This is a genomic window from Streptomyces sp. NPDC020192 (assembly GCF_044388685.1).
GTDB lineage: Bacteria > Actinomycetota > Actinomycetes > Streptomycetales > Streptomycetaceae > Streptomyces.
Genome location: NZ_JBIRXG010000025.1, coordinates 82,418 through 98,637, shown reverse-complemented (window position 1 = coordinate 98,637; position 16,220 = coordinate 82,418). Strand labels below are relative to the sequence as shown.

At 70.4% G+C, this 16,220-nt stretch carries 14 protein-coding genes; 5 read left to right on the top strand and 9 right to left on the bottom strand.

Annotation, left to right across the window (positions count from 1 at the left end; translation table 11 throughout):
• Positions 1-24: 24 nt before the first annotated feature.
• Both ACH47Z_RS36230 and ACH47Z_RS36225 read right to left on the bottom strand, forming a co-directional pair.
• Positions 25-3,702, bottom strand: a complete 3,678-nt coding sequence (locus tag ACH47Z_RS36230; protein WP_399081457.1) for a Pls/PosA family non-ribosomal peptide synthetase — start codon at positions 3,700-3,702, stop codon at positions 25-27.
• Between the two features lie 486 nt (positions 3,703-4,188).
• Positions 4,189-4,914 carry a hypothetical protein gene (locus ACH47Z_RS36225; RefSeq protein WP_399081455.1) on the bottom strand — a complete coding sequence of 242 codons (726 nt, stop codon included), beginning with the start codon at positions 4,912-4,914 and terminating at the stop codon, positions 4,189-4,191.
• 359 nt (positions 4,915-5,273) lie between these two features.
• Here ACH47Z_RS36225 and ACH47Z_RS36220 point away from each other — a divergent pair, with 359 nt between their 5' ends.
• A complete protein-coding gene (locus ACH47Z_RS36220) occupies positions 5,274-5,675 on the top strand; it encodes a PPOX class F420-dependent oxidoreductase (RefSeq protein ID WP_399081453.1) in 402 nt (133 codons plus the stop codon).
• A 755-nt stretch (positions 5,676-6,430) separates the two neighbouring features.
• Here ACH47Z_RS36220 and ACH47Z_RS36215 read toward each other — a convergent pair.
• Positions 6,431-7,750 carry a histidine kinase dimerization/phospho-acceptor domain-containing protein gene (locus ACH47Z_RS36215; protein ID WP_399081451.1) on the bottom strand — a complete coding sequence of 440 codons (1,320 nt, stop codon included), beginning with the start codon at positions 7,748-7,750 and terminating at the stop codon, positions 6,431-6,433.
• A gap of 133 nt (positions 7,751-7,883) precedes the next feature.
• Positions 7,884-8,066: a hypothetical protein gene (locus tag ACH47Z_RS36210; protein WP_399081449.1), complete on the bottom strand. Its 183-nt coding sequence runs from the start codon at positions 8,064-8,066 to the stop codon at positions 7,884-7,886.
• A 363-nt stretch (positions 8,067-8,429) separates the two neighbouring features.
• Here ACH47Z_RS36210 and ACH47Z_RS36205 point away from each other — a divergent pair, with 363 nt between their 5' ends.
• Positions 8,430-9,188, top strand: a complete 759-nt coding sequence (locus tag ACH47Z_RS36205) for a polysaccharide deacetylase family protein (protein ID WP_399081447.1) — start codon at positions 8,430-8,432, stop codon at positions 9,186-9,188.
• A 162-nt stretch (positions 9,189-9,350) separates the two neighbouring features.
• On the opposite strand, the gene ACH47Z_RS36200 is transcribed toward ACH47Z_RS36205, so the two are convergent.
• The gene (locus tag ACH47Z_RS36200; RefSeq protein ID WP_399081502.1) at positions 9,351-9,890 is read right to left on the bottom strand and encodes a polysaccharide deacetylase family protein; all 540 of its coding nucleotides are present in this window, start codon (positions 9,888-9,890) and stop codon (positions 9,351-9,353) included.
• Between ACH47Z_RS36200 and ACH47Z_RS36195 the strand changes: the two genes are divergently transcribed.
• Complete coding sequence (locus tag ACH47Z_RS36195; protein WP_399081509.1) at positions 9,811-10,257, top strand: hypothetical protein; 447 nt, start codon at positions 9,811-9,813, stop codon at positions 10,255-10,257. The two genes, ACH47Z_RS36200 and ACH47Z_RS36195, sit on opposite strands and share 80 nt — an antisense overlap.
• Positions 10,258-10,779: 522 nt before the next feature.
• On the opposite strand, the gene ACH47Z_RS36190 is transcribed toward ACH47Z_RS36195, so the two are convergent.
• The 4 genes from ACH47Z_RS36190 to ACH47Z_RS36175 all read right to left on the bottom strand — a co-directional run bounded on the left by ACH47Z_RS36190 (position 10,780) and on the right by ACH47Z_RS36175 (position 14,506).
• The gene (locus ACH47Z_RS36190) at positions 10,780-11,034 is read right to left on the bottom strand and encodes a DUF998 domain-containing protein (protein WP_399081500.1); all 255 of its coding nucleotides are present in this window, start codon (positions 11,032-11,034) and stop codon (positions 10,780-10,782) included.
• Positions 11,035-11,099: 65 nt separating this feature from the next.
• Positions 11,100-12,233 (bottom strand): alpha/beta hydrolase, encoded by a 1,134-nt coding sequence (locus tag ACH47Z_RS36185; RefSeq protein ID WP_399081445.1) that lies wholly within the window; start codon positions 12,231-12,233, stop codon positions 11,100-11,102.
• Between the two features lie 901 nt (positions 12,234-13,134).
• Positions 13,135-14,307 carry a hypothetical protein gene (locus ACH47Z_RS36180; protein ID WP_399081443.1) on the bottom strand — a complete coding sequence of 391 codons (1,173 nt, stop codon included), beginning with the start codon at positions 14,305-14,307 and terminating at the stop codon, positions 13,135-13,137.
• Between the two features lie 22 nt (positions 14,308-14,329).
• Positions 14,330-14,506 carry a hypothetical protein gene (locus tag ACH47Z_RS36175; protein WP_399081441.1) on the bottom strand — a complete coding sequence of 59 codons (177 nt, stop codon included), beginning with the start codon at positions 14,504-14,506 and terminating at the stop codon, positions 14,330-14,332.
• Between the two features lie 355 nt (positions 14,507-14,861).
• Between ACH47Z_RS36175 and ACH47Z_RS36170 the strand changes: the two genes are divergently transcribed.
• Both ACH47Z_RS36170 and ACH47Z_RS36165 read left to right on the top strand, forming a co-directional pair.
• Positions 14,862-15,512 carry a hypothetical protein gene (locus tag ACH47Z_RS36170; RefSeq protein WP_399081439.1) on the top strand — a complete coding sequence of 217 codons (651 nt, stop codon included), beginning with the start codon at positions 14,862-14,864 and terminating at the stop codon, positions 15,510-15,512.
• Between the two features lie 5 nt (positions 15,513-15,517).
• Positions 15,518-16,216 (top strand): ABC transporter ATP-binding protein, encoded by a 699-nt coding sequence (locus tag ACH47Z_RS36165; protein ID WP_399081438.1) that lies wholly within the window; start codon positions 15,518-15,520, stop codon positions 16,214-16,216.
• The last annotated feature ends 4 nt before the right edge of the window (positions 16,217-16,220 follow it).

The window sequence follows — 16,220 nt, the reverse complement described above, 5'->3', positions numbered from 1 at the left end:
TCTCGGAAGGTGTGCCGGCGTGTGTCATGGCTGCGCCGCCGTCGGCAGTCGGCGTGTACGACCGGTGCGGGCCGCACGGTGGATCGACCCGTGGAGTCCTTCTGCCGGGAGCCCGCGCCAGCTCGTTCCCGGCGTCAGCCGCTCGCCCTTCATGACCAGGGACAGCGCCCCGAGCCGGACTCCGGCACCCACCACGGTGTCGTAGAGCACGATCGTCCGCGGGCCGATGCTCGCGCCGGGGCCGACTCTCACGCTCGACATCTTCATCACCCGGTCCTCGAAGAGGTGGGTCTGCAGTGAGACGTGCTGGCCGATTGCGGCGTCGTCGCCCACCTCGACCAGGTCGAACTCGGTGAGGTACATGGTGCCGAGCCAGGTGCGCCGTCCGATGCGGGCGCCGAAGCTGCGGAGCACCGGCGGCAGGAACGGCGTTCCCACCAGGGCACCGACGCCCGCCGGGACCGCGGCCGCCTCGAAGAGACCGGTGACGAACTCCGTGCGGCGCACGAACAGCTTCCACAGGGGCTCCACGCGCGGCCGGTACCTTCCGGCCACCACCCACTTGACCAGCACGCAGTATCCGATAACGGCCAGTTCCGCGCCCCCGGCCAGGAGCGGCGCCACCGGGAGCGTCACTGGCGGCCCTGCGCAGCGGGCGGTGCCGGTCAGGGCGAGCAGGTAGAAGAGGGCCGCGGTGGCGAGCACCGAGGCGGGCATGGTGGCGCGGAAGAACTCGATGGTCAGGCGGCCGAGCACGGCCTTGCGGGTCGGCCGGAACGTCAGTTCCTCGGGATAGTGGCCGCTGTCCTGGCGGACCGGCAGCCGCAGCGCGGGCGACCCGAGCCAGGTGCTGCCGGACGGCACCCGGTCGGCGGACGGTACGGTGCCGAAACCGATCAGGGAGCCCGGGCCGAGCCGTGTTCCGGCAGGAACGAGCGCCGCGTTGCCGACGAACGCGCGTGCGCCGACCTCGGTTCGCGCCAGCTCCATGCGGTCGGCGGCGAAGGTGGCGACGCCGACGCCGGCCATGTCGGCGACGAAGCTGCCGTCGCCGAGGGTGAGCAGGTCGGGGTCGATGTGTGCCGCGGTGGAGACCTCGGCGTTGCGCCCGACACGGGCGCCGAGCAGCCGCAGCCAGGGCACGGTGTAGAGCGTGGCATACAGCGAGTTGGTGAGCGTCAGGCTGTGCTGCAGCAGCTTGTCGGCGATCCACTTGCGTACGCCCAGTGCCGAGCGGGTCGGGTGGACCCCCAGCGGCGTCCTCGGCAAAACGGCTCGTCGGCCCATGAGGACGATCAGGCAGGCCGTGACGACGAAGACCGGGCCGGACAGGGCGGTGGCAGCCAGACCGGCGGCGAAGCCGCCGTGCAACCAGGCCCACCAGACCAGGGCGACGTCCGGCAGGCCCGCGGCGATGACCGCGGCCTCGAGCAGGACCAGGCCGCACAGGACGGCGGCCAGATGCCGCACCTGCCAGCGGTCGCTGCCGGTCCGGGTGCGCAGCGTCGTCTCGACGAACGGGGAGAGCGCCTCGACGGGGCGGGCCGGTGATCCAGCGCGGCGCGCTCCGGCAGGGACCGCATCGTCCGAGCCCACAACGGACTGCTCGCCGAGTGCCGACCCAGGGCCCAGGACCGCGCCCGGCTCGCAGACGGCGTTCGCGCCGACGTACGCCCTCTCGCCGATGGTGATCGGGGCGACCGTGACCCATCCGTCGGCGACCTGCCAGCAGCGCAGGGTGGCGCCGTAGCCGATGGTGGCGTCGGCATCGACGCGCAGCAGCATGGGCAGACCGACGACGCTGGTCGCGATGGTGGTGCGGGGGCCGATATGCGCGCCGAGGAGCCGCAGGTAGGGACCCATCAAGGGCGAACCGCTGAGGACCGGCAGGGGGCTGATGCCGAGCACCAGCACGTCCAGCGTCCACAGCCGCAGATAGGTAGCTCCCCACAGCGGATACCGGCCGGGCCGGATGCCAGCGGCCAGAGGCCGTGCGACGGCGAGAGGCACGAGCCAGCGGACGGCGATGTACCCGGCCAGCAAGGCGATCGTCGGCCCTATGGCGCCCGAGCCCGCCATCTGGCCGCGGTGCAGTGCGTAGCAGAGGGCCACCGGCCCGGTGAGCAGCAGGAGCAGCACGTAGAAGGCCGCCGCCTGGGCCAGCCCGGCGCGCGCGATCCGCGAGCGATTGTGCCGCAGGGGCGCCGGGCGCGGGTGCTCCGGCGAGCGGGGACGGTCCTTGGCGGCGCGCAGGCATGCTGCGAAGGCGCGCACCGTCGGGTTCTCGTACAGGTCACGCAGGGTGGGGCCGCTCCCGCCGTCCCCGCCGCGAAGCAGCGACACGGCACGGGCGGAGAGCAGGGAGTGACCGCCGAGGTCGGTGAAGAAGTCCGCCTCCGCCGACAGTTCCTCGGGGACGATGCCCAATGTCCGCGCCCAGGCATTGCGCACCCGCTCTTCCGGCTCACCGCGGACCGGCGCCACCCGGGAAGCGCCGGCCAAGCGGCGGCCGGTCGGTGCGGGCAGCCGCGTGCGGTCAACCTTGCCGCTCGGCATGACCGGCAGCCGGTCCAGGAAGTCCAGCGTCGTGGGCACCATATAGGCGGGCAGTGCGCGGCACAGGCGCTCGTGCAGCCGGGCGGCGAGAACGTCCTCGACCGTCGTGTCGTCATCGGCGCGCACGATGTAGGCGGCGAGCAGCCGGTCGTTGTCACCCCCGCCGCGCGGGGTCACCAGGGCGGTGGCGGCCTGGGCCACAGCTGGATCCTCCAGCAGCACGTCGTCGATCTCGTCAAGCGACACCCGGTAGCCGCGGATCTTCACCTCCGCGTCGGCCCGGCCGAGGTACTCGATCTCCCCCTCGTCGGTCACCCTGCCGAGATCGCCCGTTCGGTACAGGCGATCGCCGGGCGCCAGGGGGTGCTCAATGAAGCGCTCAGAGGTAAGGTCCGGCCGGCCCACGTAACCGCGGGCGAGGCCGGGCCCGCCCAGGCAGATCTCACCGACCGTGCCGGGGGGCACGGGACGGCGCCGCTCATCGAGGAGGACGGCCCAGTACGTCGGCAGCGGCCGGCCGATCGTCACCGGCCGGCCCGGCAGGAGTTCCTGGCAGGTCGCCGTGCGGCGGACGACCCGCAGGAAGTTGCAGATGCTCGCCTGGGCGATCTCCACCCCTTTTGGCCGGCCACTGAATCCCGATGTGTACATGACGTACGCAAGCGGGTCATCCGTGTCCCGGTCCGCGGCGGACGGCCGCGAGGACGGCACCCGGGCGAGGTCCGCGGCCCACGTGCCGGTCTCGATCACCCGGCACGCTCGGTGCGGCCCCGCCCAGGTCGCGCCCGCGGCCAGGCGCGAGGTGGTGAGCACCACGTCGGCGCCCGCGTCGCTCAGGATGAACGCGACCCGGTCGGGCGGCGCCCCGGGATCGATCGGGACGAACGCCGCGCCGGTCTTGCAGACACCGAGCAGAGACACATACATGTCCACGGACCTGGGCAGCAGCAGAGCCACGCGCCTGCCCGGCCCGATGCCGATACGGCGCAGGCAGTGAGCGACCCGGTTGGCTCGGGCGTCGAGGTCGGCGTAAGTCAGTCGTTGTGCTTTGCATTCGAGCGCCACGGCCGACGCAGAGCGGTCGCAGGCCTCTTCGAAGAAGCGGTTAAGTTGCCGGCGGTGCCCACGGTCCCCGGGGCGGCGCACTCCCGGGCCGGGACGACGGGCGCGGCGGCGGTGTGGGAGGCCATGGACTCCCCTTCGTCGGGTGGGAAAGGTGCTCGGTCTCGGTCGTCCCCGGTGACTCCTCCAGCCTGTGATGCGCGCCCTGAGAAGACGCTGAGAAGCCGACCCGTACGCGGCCGAGCCGGATGCCCCGGGCAACCCGACCACCGGCGCTGTCACGCGTTAGGCGCGCGATGACGGCCGGTCCACGCGATGGCTCGGGTCCCAGCGGACCGCCGCTGACACGAGGGCCCAACTGGTGTCCCGATCCAGCGCGGGCGAGGTGCGGTAGGCACGGCGTAAGTCTCCAGCAGGCCGGCGCTCGGCGACTCGGCACGGTAGACGTAGCGCGCGAGCCCGATGGCTGGCATGTACACCGGCCACGGTTCACCGGTCACGCGCAGGCGAGCAGGTCGCAGAGGACGCGGGTCTTCTGCTGTGACTTGGAGGCTCCGCCAGCCATCACACCTACCCGACAGGCGCGGCCGACAGTGTCGGTGAGGGCGACTTGGCGTGCCGGCCGTTGTCGGTGTGCAGGTACTCGTCGCGGGAGAACACCATCGCACGCTGCCCCGGGTCCCAGACCCAGGTGGTGCGGTACTCGTAGCCGGAGATGTTGGCCGGCGAGCGCACGATCAGCGACCGGCCGGCCAGCTCCACACCGATGATTGCGTCGTTGTCGGCCAGCACCTGCACCAGCTGGTGCTTCTCCACGGTGTAGACCCGTACTGCCGTCTGGTTGGTCGGGTAGAGCCGGAAGCCCAGCGTCATGTCATCCCGGCCGCCGCCCGTGAAGTCTCGGTAGTACGGCGTCAGCAGCGGGCAACGGACCCCCTCGCCGCCGGGCCGGCAGTCCTTCAGCCGGTCCACGGTCGCGTGATACGGCCCCTTCGACCCGTAGTCGTCCGGACGCGCCTTGACCTCGGCCTCCACCACGGCCACCGGGTCCACCTTGCGGATGTTGCCGCCGGGGACCGTGATCCCCTTGACGACCTCCCTGGTTGCCGGGGAGTAGGAATAGGCGGGGCTGGACGCCGGGCGCAGATCGGGCCAGAGCCTGGCCGGGCTGACGGCGGGCGCCGTCGCCCCGGCGCCCCGCAACCCACCGGCATCCCCGCACGCTACGGCTGTCGGCGACAGCAGGGCGACGGCGGCCGCGGCGAGGGTGCTGCGCACGGGACGGCGGACTGGCACGGTACTCCCGGGGCGTCGCAGTCGGTGGGGCCCGTACACCATATGCGTAGACGAAGAATTTTATGCGTACGTCCTTTTTGCGCCTCTCTTTGTGCTCACAGTCAGAGTGGTGATCACCGGCAGACGGCCCTCCTGAAGTCCCGTTCCGCATCAACGTGTGACTGCGGATCCGGCGTGTCGGCGAACCAGCGCGGGCGGCATTCGCGCCGGGCCGAGCGATGCGCAGCGGGAGGTCCGGTGACAGCGCGCTGGGTACCTGAACCGCAAGGCGTAGCCCGGCGCCAGGGCCTGACCTCTCAGCCGACAAATCCAGGTGCGAAACGAGCCGGGCGGCAGATAGCTTCTCCCGAATGACAGTCATGCTGAACGATTCCGTGCGGGCGCTGCTTGATGCGCCCGTTCCCGCCGTCCTGGCCACCGTCAACCCGGACGGAAGCCCGCAGACGTCGGTGGTCTGGGTCGGCCGCGACGAAGATGACCTGCTCGTCTCCACCGCTGCCGGCCGTCGCAAGGAGCGCAACCTGCGCCGCGACCCCCGCGCCAGCCTGACCGTCTACGATCCGGCCGACCCGCTGCGCTACGCCGAGATACGCGGCCTCGCCACAATCACCGAGGACACTGGCCGGTCTCTGGCGGTCGCCCTCGCCGAACAGTACGAAGGCCCCGGCGCCGGCCAGGAGTACCTCGACCTCCCGGCAGAGGTTCTCCGTGTTGTCGTCCGTATCAGCCCGACCAAGCTGGCCGGAACCGCGATCGCCTGACCGATCATCACCAGACCGCCGCTGCGATAGCTGAGACCTGGGTCTTCACGGGGACACGAAGACACACGGCACTGTCGGTGCCCCGCACAAGCGTGAGGACACCGACAGCGCCGACCGCCCCATGCAGGCCCGGCAGGGGCCCCGGACGCGGCCAGCAGATCCGTGGCAGGCGCCACGATCCGTTGTGGGAGGTCCGGCGGCAGCACGCCCGCGGGCACCCGAACCGCAAGGCGTAGTCTCGGCCCGCGTGACCTGCTTCTCGCGCGAGCTCAGAGCTGTCCACTCTCGTGAACATTTCGCCGTTCGACCCACGCTTCCAGGGCGGCCGACAGGCTCCCCAGCCGTCAGACAGCGTGGAGTGACCATGCCGCGGAGCATCCAAAGCCACGGGTGCGCGTTGAGCCGTTTCGGTCCGCACCGCCTCAACTCGCGATCACCCGCAGGTGGTTCTCTCGCGAGTATGCGTTGACCCAGCGCCGTACACGCCCGCACAACACTTATCGCGACCCGTACATGCCTGGCGCCCGCGTATACCTGTCAGACACGTGTTCCACGGGCGACTTATTGGACTTGCCTGACCACCAATTCGCACTCGGGGTAAGGCCTGCGGTGGTTCCCAGGCCGCGCTGCCGCGCGTCGTCGGCAGGTGCGCTGCCAGGCCGGGGGCGACCGTGGGGATCAGCGCACCGCTCACCCCGACCCGGTCAGGGACCGCCGTCTCTCTCCCCCGCAGTGCGAGGCTGGGGCGGGACACCTCACTGTGGCTCCCCGGCTTCCGTACCGCCCCTGTGCACGGGGACGAGAAGGGTGAAGGTGGCCGGTGCGCTGCTGGTCAAGGAGAGCCGCCCGCCGATCGAGGCGGCCAGGTCGCGGGCCAGGGCAAGGCCGATGCCGGTGCCTGTCCCGCTGCCGGTGTGTCCGCGCTCGAACAGCCCGGTCGTGTCGCCGCGTGTCTCGCCCTCGTCGGCGACGTCAAAGGCCAGGGCGTCGTCGAGGTCGCGCACCGTGACACGTACGGTGCCGTGTCCGTGGGTGCGGGCGTTGTCCAGCAGGACGTCGAGGATCTCGGTCACGGGGCCGCCGGGGACTGCGACGTCTCCCGGCACGTCACCGCTGACGTGCTCCAGGCGTCTGCCCTCGTCGGCGAAGACACCGTGCCAGCGTTCATCCGATGCCCTCAGCAGGTCTTCCATCGCCAGGTCGGCCGGAGCTGGCCGCAGCAGACTCCGGGAGCGGGACAGGCGCAGCACCGCTTCCACGGTGTCGTGGAGTCGGCGTGTGGTCATCAGCGCCTCCTCGACAACGGGGCGCAGCCGGGCGTCGTCGCGCTGTTCCAGGCCCGCCTCCAGGGTGAGCTGCAGCCCGGTCAGGGGTGTGCGCAACTGGTGGGAGGCGTTGGAGGTGAAGTCCCTCTCGTGACGCAGAAGCTCGGAGAGACTGTGCAGCATCTCGTTGTGGGTGCGGGCCACCTGGTCGATCTCGGGGATGCTGCTGGGGGCGGCCCGGGCATTCAGGTCGCCTTCGGTGACGGCGCGGCAGTGGCGCGAGAGGTCCTCCAGCGGTGTGGCCAGTACCCGGGCCTGGCGGCGGGCCACGAGGACGGCGAGGGTCACCGCGACGACGGTCACGCCCAGTAGGACGGCCCACGCGGTCAGCACCCGATCGCGTACGGCGTCGGCGGGCGAGGACGCCCGGACCACGCCGATCACCCGCTCGGCGTGGGAGACCGGTACGGCGGCGACCAGATCGCTGCCCGAGCGTCCCCGGATCACCTGCCCGGCCCCGGCACGGCGGACCGGTGCGTCCCCCGTGCCGGGGCCGTTGCCCGCCCGCAGCCGCTGCTGCGGGTCGTACAGGCCGATGCGTCCCCCGGCGGGCGCGTGGGGCAGTTCCACCGGGTCGCCGGCCGCGTAGTCCGGGCTCACCCGTACCGCGGCGGCCAGGGCCGCGCGTTCCAGGGTGTCGCGCTGTCCGGCGTACAGGGAGGACCTGATGGCCAGGGCCAGGGGGACGGCGAGCAGCACCACGGCGACCAACGCGGTGATCAGGGCGACTCGCACCACGCGCTGTCTCATGCCCTTCATGATGCGACTTGCCCCGCCCCTACAGAGACACGTGCTCCGTGTTCCGGTGGACGTCCGGTGACGGCACTCAGCGTCCTCTCCGCAGGCGGTTGTCAGGCTGGCGGTCCGAACGCTCCGAGCACCACTATCCGCACACTTCAGGGGAGCCCCTGACCTCTGAGAGGGCGACCAGGACCGTGGCCACGGCGCGCCCGTGGAGCCGGTGGCCGATCTCGTAGATGCCGTCTGCGGCCAGTGCCGCCGCGCACGTGGCGTTCAGGAGCGCCGCTGCCCCCGGACTTGAGCGCAGGATGCGGCTGAGCACCATGATGAGTACCGGGTACAGCGGAAGAACGCCCAGTCCGTCTGCAGCCGGCCCGTTGCGGACATGTGGATGTGGGTGCCGTAGCCGTGCTCGGCGATGCGCAGATACCAGACGTCAACCGTGGTCGTGAGGCTTTTGCCGTCGTCCAACCCTCGGCGAGCAGGGCGATAACCGGCCACTTCCTAGCGTGGGTGCCATGACCGTCCAGTCGGGCCTTGCAGACACTTGCTGAGCCTCAGGTCAGGGGACTGTCGCTATGGGTCCCGGAATGTCCCTATGCCAACTGACCGGCCAAAGGGTGCGACAGGAGAAGCGGTTCCTGGGAGCGGGGTGCTCGTGATGCCCTCCAGAACAGGATCGTGGCGCATGACGGCGGCAGCAGCCGCAGCCACGCTGGGCGCGTTCACAGCCGCGCCAGGCCTGCCATCACCGACCGCCGTTGCGCTGTCCTACGGGGCCGCTCGGTCCGGCGCCGGCGCAGCGGCTCCGGTCGTCGACTGCCGGGTCACCAAGTGCGTGGCGCTGACCTTTGACGACGGACCGACCCAGTACACGGCGGCCGTGCTCGACACACTCGAGCGTCAGCACAGCGTGGCCACGTTTTTCCTGATCGGACCGCATGCTCTTCAGTACCGGAGCGATGTACTGAGACAGCAGCGGGACGGCGACGCGATCGGCGACCACACGGTCACCCACCCGTACCTCACCCGCCTCCCGCCCGCCCGGATCGACTACGAGCTGACGACCGCGGCGGAGCAGATCGCCTCCGTCACGGGGCACCGGCCGACTCTGTTCAGGCCGCCCTTCGGAGCGTGGAACGCCAAGGTGCGTGCGGCAGCCGGTGCGGAAGGACTGTCGGTGGTGATGTGGAGCGTCAGCTCCACAGACTGGAAGTACCACAACGCCCACCTCATCGAGCAGCGCGTGCTGGCCCGTGTGCGCCCCGGCTCGATCATCGTCCTGCACGACCGGTACGCGACCACCCCACCAGCCGCCCCCCACATCATCCACGCGCTGAAGACCCGCGGCTACCTCCTGGTCACCGTCCCCGAGATGTTCGCCACGACCGGTGGCCTGCACCCGGGCGTGGTCTACCACCATGGACCGCAGCCGCGCCCTCCGTAGGGCGGCACTGCACTCGCTCTGCCGCGTTGCGGACACACCGGCCACAACGCCCCGGCCCTTACTGGTCGTTGAGCAGGCGCGGGCACGTGACCGGGAGTTGCCTCGTGCTGCGTGGGCTGGCACAGGGCGGTGATGCTCCAGGCCACACCGGGCGGGACCGCATCACCTGGTCGGTGCACGGATGTAGTCCTCCAGGCGTGCCACGGCGAATCCCTGTTCCTCGATCTGCCTGAGCAGACGGGCGAACATCTCTGTCATGGTGGCGCCTTGGAGCTGCTTGGGTCCGCGGAAATGGACGAGAATGATGTCGCCCGCGTGCAGCTTCTTGTCCGGGCGTTGGTACTGGAGGGTGGTGAGCCGTACGTTCTCCCGCCACCAGACGATCGCCCGGGGCCCGCACTCGCGCACCGCGATCTCGGTGTCCTTGTTGTACCTACCGTAGGGCGGACGGAACAGCAGCGGCGCAGTTCCGTAGTGCTCGATGAGGCTTTTCTGGGCCCCGCAGACCTCGTCCTTCTGGCGGGCCAGCGAGAGGTGACTCATCACCGGGTGATGCAGGGTGTGGTTCTGAATGTGGTCACCCAACGTCTGCAGCGGTTTGAAGTACGCGTAGTCCGACTTGATGTCGTCGTCCATCAAGAACATCGTGATGGGTGTCTTCAAGTCACGCATCATGCTGATGAACGCAGGGTCCTTTTCCATTCCGTCGTCGATGGTGATGAAAACGACCCGCTGCGACGTCGATACCTGTGCGAACACCGGGACCTCACCGGTGGCGGAGAGCGCGATGGGCTTGTCCGCCGGAGGTTTCGGCGCCGCGGGCATCGGGGTCAGCCCCCACCTGTGCCAGGCAGTGGCGCTCGGCGCGGTGCTGGAAGCGCCGCTGGGAGAGGGCTCAAGGAGGGTGCCGGTCGGCGGGGCGATCCCGTCGTGGCCTGCACAACCTCCGACTGCCAGGACTGCCATGACCGCGATGGCTGCTGTCAGCGGTCCGCAGAAGCTGCCGGGCCGACGATGCCGCTTCACCGCACTGTTCTCCGAATTGCCGTGCCATGGTTCGCTCTGCTGAGAACGGTACCTTCGGCAGGAGTGGAACCCGGTGGCACGGCGCGCTGCATATCCGCGGACCGAACCGGCTCGCCTCGGCCGTCCGGGCGTCGTGTCGCTGCTGCTGCTCGCCTCGCAGGTGTACCGCGCTCGACGGAGCACCAGCGCGAAGGACGCCCGCGGATGATGCTCGCCCACGACGGCTCGGCCTCCAGCGGAGGACCTCGGTGCGCACTCCACGCACGACATCCTCCGCTTGGGGCCGGCGTCGGTGACCTCGTTGCCGGATGCCCGGCGATGGTGCCGTGGCAGCGTCCGGAATGCCCGGCCCTGCGGTTGCGACCGCTGCTGTTCGCCGCATGAACGACCACCGGGACGCCGCCGGTCTGGGGGGGGGAGCGTGTCGGCCTCCGGGCGTGGACAGCGTTCGGTGCTGGCGGTGGTGGGCCTGACGAACACGGATGTCCACCGGCGAACCAGCCGGTCGCGTCCGGGAGGGCCGATCGCCTGCTCCGATTGACCGCCGAGGTCGGCAGCGTCCCGCTCACCGGCTTGGGCCAGCTAGTAGGTGGACGCCTGCACGCCCAGCGGATGGACCAGGTGGTGGCTCCTGACCCCGGCCAGGGCATCGACGGACGAGGAACCGACAGCACCCTGCGGTGATATCGCCGGCGCGGAAGAGGAACGCGTACGGCCTGTCGGCGACGGACAGTTCGCTGACGTAGCAGCGCAGCGGGCTGATGCCCGTGTGGAAGAAAGCTTCCAGCACGAACGAGCTGTAGGCGAGCGCGCCGATCATCCCGAACACGGTGCCGAGCCTGAAGGCGTAGATCCTGATGTGAGGTCCTGTTGTGGTTCCATGGCTCACCCGCCCACGTCCTGGGGTGGGGGTGCGAGCAGCGGCACGGGCACCGGGAGGTGGCCGGCGAGCCAGTCGAACGCGGCTGGGCACGCTCTGGACCACACGGTGAAGTTGTGTCCGCCCGCCGGGGACTCACCTGTGGTGACGGGAACGCGGCCCCGGGCAGCGGCCTGCAGATGCTCGATGGCGCGCTGCGCCTGGGGGTCGGCCCGTCCCGCCACGACGTACAGGGGCACGTCGATGTGCCGGTGTGCGGCCTGCCACTGCGGGTTGTTCCACTGCCGTACGCCGCGCCTGCCCCGGTACAGGTTCCCGGTGGAGGCGTCGGTGACCGGGGTGAAGTATCCGGACAGAGCAGCGGCGGCCGCGTACCGTGCCGGGTGGTGGAAGGCGACGTTGGCGGCACAGAACCCGCCGGTGGAGTACCCCATTGCCGCCCAGCTCCGGGGCGCGGTAGAGACCCGGTAGCGTGCGGCGAGCTGCGCTGGTACGTCCACCGCCAGATAGGTTTCGTTGCGTCGGCCGCCCACCGCGTCCACGCACTCGCCGTCGTGCCCCGGATCGCTGTCCGTCGGCATGACGACGATCACCGGCGGTATGCAGCGCGCGGCGATCTCCCGGTCCAGCACGGCGGTCAGGTCCAGATGATGCTGCCAGGTGCCGGGCCCGCCCGGGTACCCGTGGAACAGCTCGATCACCGGGAAGCGGCTGCGGGCCGCAGCTGGTGACGCGTAGACGGCAGGGAGGTAGACCAACGCGTCGCGCGAGATGCCGGAGACGGAACCGGCCAGCCGAACGTGCTCGATGCGTCCGTGCGCCGGCGCCGCGGGCGGCCCGCCGATGCCGGCGGAGCAAGGCGTCGCGGTGACGGGCGGCAGCCGGCCGAGGAGGTCGTCGAACGAGGTGTAGAAACCGAACTCGCGGTTGACGACATCCGCCGTCACCACGGCGCCCGCCACCATCAGCAGCAACAGGCACCCCAGCCGCAGCACCGGGGCCCAGCCCTTCGGCCAGCGGTTCCACATCATCATCGTCACGGTGATCAACGCGATCGAGAGCGCGCACAGCAGCGCCAGGAACGGCCAGCCGGTGAGCGCCATCAGCCCAGCCGTGCGGAACGGCCCAGCCCTGGTCATATGTCCGCCGCGGCCGGATGCCGGACCGCGTTCAGCCTCGGCGTGGCATCGGGACGGGCCCGTCCCGATGCCATGGTGGCCGGGCACCTGTCACTACGGTCGACGACGGGCCGGGGCTCATTCGTCTGCAGGCGGGTAGGGCCCGCTCCAGCGGCGCCCGCCGAGTCCAGGAACAGCTGGCTCCTCACGGGGGCGCCCCCTTTCCGACCGCAGGGCCTCGCGGGTGGAGCCCGTGCGCTTGTGGGCGCGAGCGGATGGCCTGGCCATCGATGATGGCCGGCTTCTCATCGGCGCGGACCGCTCGGACCGCCGCAACCTGTATCGATACTCCAGTGTGCCTCGGGCAGGGGCGGGAGACGTGCGGTCGTCCTCCAGCGTACGGAGCGCCTCCTTCACTGGCGCCGGCCTGTCTGCCCAGGTCAGCGGCGCAGAAGGCGACTGCCGAACCTGCTGTCGGCCAACCCGATCAAGGGCAGCCGCACCTCCTTCGACGTCCTGCGGATCGTCAAGCCCTGCTCGGCGTCCATCGTTGTCGGGCAAGCTGTGGCGACGCGTATCGCATGCGGGTGGGAACCCGCGTTCGGACAGGTCGTGGTGCATCCGACTCTGCTCTGGCGACACAAAATCCCCCGTCCCACCGGGCGCTTCCGGCCAACGGCTGCAGCATCGCTGTGAGATCCGCACTGGCAAATGCGTGGATGCCGTGCCGCGCTTCTGGTCTTGGCAGGGCCGCGACCTGGCTATCGCGCTGCGCGAGCACCGCCTCCTGCGGCACGCCGAGCTTCGGCGCGTAGGCGTGGTGGTCCACCGTCTCGTCGCGCGGGAGGCGGGCCAGCGGTCCGCCGGGCGCTTCCGTAGCTCGTGGTGCATCTGGTGGCAGTCGCAGGTCAGCGCCCTTGCATCAGCGGAAGATGCCCGTGTGTCCCAGCGAGTAGCGGCCCGGCTGCGGATAGACGGCGAGGCCGTGCGGGCCGCTGCCCACCCTGATGCGGGCGAGTTGTTCGCCGGTGGTGGTGTCGATGGCGTAGACCTCGGAGTTGTAGCGGCCGGACAGCCACAGGACCTTGCCGTCCGCGGAGACGCCGCCCATGTCGGGGCTGCCGCCGTGGGGCAGGCGCCACTTCTTGGTCAGTCGGTCCTGCTTGAAGTCGAAGACGGAGATGGTGCCCTCGCCCCGGTTGGAGATGTACATCTCGCGGGAGTCACGGCTGATGTAGAGGCCGTGCGCGCCCTTTCCGGTGGGCAGGAGGGACGGGGTGGAGAAGGTGCCGCCGTCCAGGACCCACAGGCCGTCGGCCACCATGTCGGCGATGTAGAACTTCCTGCCGTCCGGAGAGATCTTCACGTCCTGCGGCATGGCGCCGTGGAAGGGCAGTTTCTGCCGGCCGATCACCGCCATCTTCTCGGTGTCGACCTTGAGCAGTTCGCCGCTGAACTCGCAGGAGACGATGAAGTAGCGGCCGTCCATGGAGAAGTCGGCATGGTTGACGCCGTGGCAGCTGACCGGGACAGCCTTGACAGTCTTCATGGTGTGGGCGTCGCGGAAGACCAGTTGCCGGTCGTTGGAGGCCATGACGACCGCGTACTTGCTGTCCGGTGTGAAGTACAGGTTGTACGGGTCATGCACGGCGACCGGTTTGCCCGCCTCGCCGGTGGCTGGGTCGATGGGGGTGAGCGAGTTGCCCAGGTCGTTGTTGACCCACAGTGTCTTCAGGTCCCAGGACGGCACGACGTGCTGCGGCTGCCTGCCGACCCGGATGGTCTCGATGACCTTGTACGTCTTCGGGTCGATGACCGACACGGTGTCGGAGTTGGTGTTGGGGACGTACACGCGGGACGGGAAGTCCTTGACCGCCGGCGAGAGCTGGTTCGGGCGGTCGGCCGCGTAGAGGTCGTTCCGGTCGAGCACCGGCGGCATGCCCCGCAGGGCCCGGCTCTCCTGCTGCTGAGCGGGGTTGAGGGGGGCCTTGGAGGCGAGGGCCTCGTCCTTGTGGGGGATCGCGCTGCTGCAGCCGGCGAGCGCGGCGAGGGTGGCGCCGGTGATCAGCAGGCGGGCAATGGTCGTGGGATGCATCAGCTCGGCAGCTCTCTGATGGTCACCGGGCGCACACCGCGTCGGTCGCCATCAGCGTCTTGCTGTGCGTGGCGCTCTGCGTCGGCATCGGCGCGTTGCCGGCGGCGAAGGCTCCCGCAGATCCCGCCGATACCAGCGCGGCTGACCGGGCGCCTGCGGCGAGCGCACAGACACAGCGGCTGCGGAGAGTGGCACGCATCGATGGGCTCCCGTGGGTCGACGAATTTCCCCCTGCGGCGCGTACGCCCCACAAGGCCGATCGTGTCCCTCCAGATTTGCCCAGGATCGTGCGCGTCGCGACTCGGAAGTTGTCGGGAACCGGCACAGAGGGGGACAGGGCGGCGAGGGAGCACGAGGCCACCAGGATGGCGGTCAGGGCCACCCGCACCACACGCTGTTCGTGCCCTCATCACGCGGGCCGCCACCAGCCGGGACGGGACGAGGCACCGGGCTTTTGCCGTCGTCTAACCCTCGGCGAGCGTGACGTTAACCCGCCGCTTCCTAACGTGAGTGCCATGACCGCCCGGCCCGGGACTTTCTGGAGGGCAGTAGTGATGGCAGCACACGCACGGACGTCCGCGGCCGTCGGACTGGCGCTCGTCGCGGCGGTGACCGCGGGCTGTTCCGGCTCCGGCTCGCACTCCGGTTCCGGTTCGACGACGTCGACGCCGCCGGCTTCCTCCACGAGCGGCGGAAACCCGCAGAACAACGCAGCACCGACCGAGTCGAACCCGCCCGGTGACATCCCGGACAATCAGGCGTACGTCGCCTACCAGCCGACCGGCGGGTCCTTCACCGGCTTCACAGTGAAGGTGCCCGAGGGCTGGGCTCGCAGCGAGAAGGGCGGCGTCACCACGTTCACGGACAAGCTGAACACCGTGAGGATCACGGCGGTCCCCGCGTCCACCGCACCCACGGTCTCCTCGGTCACCAACACGGTCGTACCGCAGCTGCGTGCCGAGGTCCCGAAGTTCGCGGCACCGAAGGTGTCGGAGGTGTCCCGGCGCGCCGGCCGCGTCGTCCTGCTGACCTATCAGGGTGACTCGGCGAAGGACCCGGTCACGGGCAAGGTGGTGCGCGACGCGTTCGAGCGGTACGCCTTCTACAAGTCGGGCCACGAGGTGGATCTGACCCTGTCCGGCCCGGTCAACGCCGACAACGTCGACCCATGGCGCACCATCAGCGACTCCTTCACCTGGCGGTGAGCCCCATGGCGTCCGAGCCGGTGCTGGCCGCCCGTGAGCTGTACCGCTTCTACCGGGCCGGCGAGGAGGAGACACTCGCGCTGCGCGGGGTGTCGCTGCGGGTCGGGCGGGGCGAGACGGTGGCGGTCGTGGGACCGTCGGGATCCGGCAAGTCGACCCTGCTGGCCTGTCTGGCGGGGTTGGACGAGCCCTCCGGCGGCGAGGTCCGCGTGGACGGGGTACGCATCAGCCACCGGCCCGAGACCGAGCGGGCACGGCTGCGCGCCCGGCACATCGGCGTGCTGCTGCAGACCCGCAATCTCCTGCCCCATTTGAGCGTGCGGGACAACGTCCGCCTGCCGCAGCGCGCCGCCGGCCGTAAACCCGTCACCTCGGCCAGGGAGCTGCTGGCCCAGGTGGGCCTCGGCGAACGGGCGCATGCGCTGCCCCGGCAGCTGTCCGGTGGCGAGCTGGCCCGGGCGGGGCTGGCCGTGGCGCTGGCCAACGCGCCCGCCGTCCTGCTGGCCGACGAACCGACCGGCGAACTCGACGGAGAGACCGAGCGGGTGGTCCTCGCCATGCTGCGGGAGCGGGCCGCACAGGGGTGCGCGGTGCTGATCGTGACGCACAGCGCCGAAGTCGTCCGCAGCGCGGACCGGGTGATCGCACTCGAGGACGGCAGGGCCACCGACACGTCTGCTCCGGCGGGCTCTCCCGTGTCGTAGGAGG

Excerpts from the sequence above, each read along its gene's own strand:
- ACH47Z_RS36215 (WP_399081451.1), bottom strand. The coding sequence starts at position 7,750 with ATGAGACAGCGCGTGGTGCGAGTCGCCCTGATCACCGCGTTGGTCGCC.
- ACH47Z_RS36185 (WP_399081445.1), bottom strand. The coding sequence starts at position 12,233 with ATGACCAGGGCTGGGCCGTTCCGCACGGCTGGGCTGATGGCGCTCACC.
- ACH47Z_RS36205 (WP_399081447.1), top strand. The coding sequence starts at position 8,430 with ATGACGGCGGCAGCAGCCGCAGCCACGCTGGGCGCGTTCACAGCCGCG.
- ACH47Z_RS36170 (WP_399081439.1), top strand. The coding sequence starts at position 14,862 with ATGGCAGCACACGCACGGACGTCCGCGGCCGTCGGACTGGCGCTCGTC.
- ACH47Z_RS36200 (WP_399081502.1), bottom strand. The coding sequence starts at position 9,890 with ATGGAAAAGGACCCTGCGTTCATCAGCATGATGCGTGACTTGAAGACA.
- ACH47Z_RS36210 (WP_399081449.1), bottom strand. The coding sequence starts at position 8,066 with ATGGTGCTCAGCCGCATCCTGCGCTCAAGTCCGGGGGCAGCGGCGCTC.
- ACH47Z_RS36175 (WP_399081441.1), bottom strand. The coding sequence starts at position 14,506 with ATGCGTGCCACTCTCCGCAGCCGCTGTGTCTGTGCGCTCGCCGCAGGC.
- ACH47Z_RS36190 (WP_399081500.1), bottom strand. The coding sequence starts at position 11,034 with ATGATCGGCGCGCTCGCCTACAGCTCGTTCGTGCTGGAAGCTTTCTTC.
- ACH47Z_RS36180 (WP_399081443.1), bottom strand. The coding sequence starts at position 14,307 with ATGCATCCCACGACCATTGCCCGCCTGCTGATCACCGGCGCCACCCTC.
- ACH47Z_RS36195 (WP_399081509.1), top strand. The coding sequence starts at position 9,811 with ATGTCGTCGTCCATCAAGAACATCGTGATGGGTGTCTTCAAGTCACGC.
- ACH47Z_RS36165 (WP_399081438.1), top strand. The coding sequence starts at position 15,518 with ATGGCGTCCGAGCCGGTGCTGGCCGCCCGTGAGCTGTACCGCTTCTAC.
- ACH47Z_RS36220 (WP_399081453.1), top strand. The coding sequence starts at position 5,274 with ATGCTGAACGATTCCGTGCGGGCGCTGCTTGATGCGCCCGTTCCCGCC.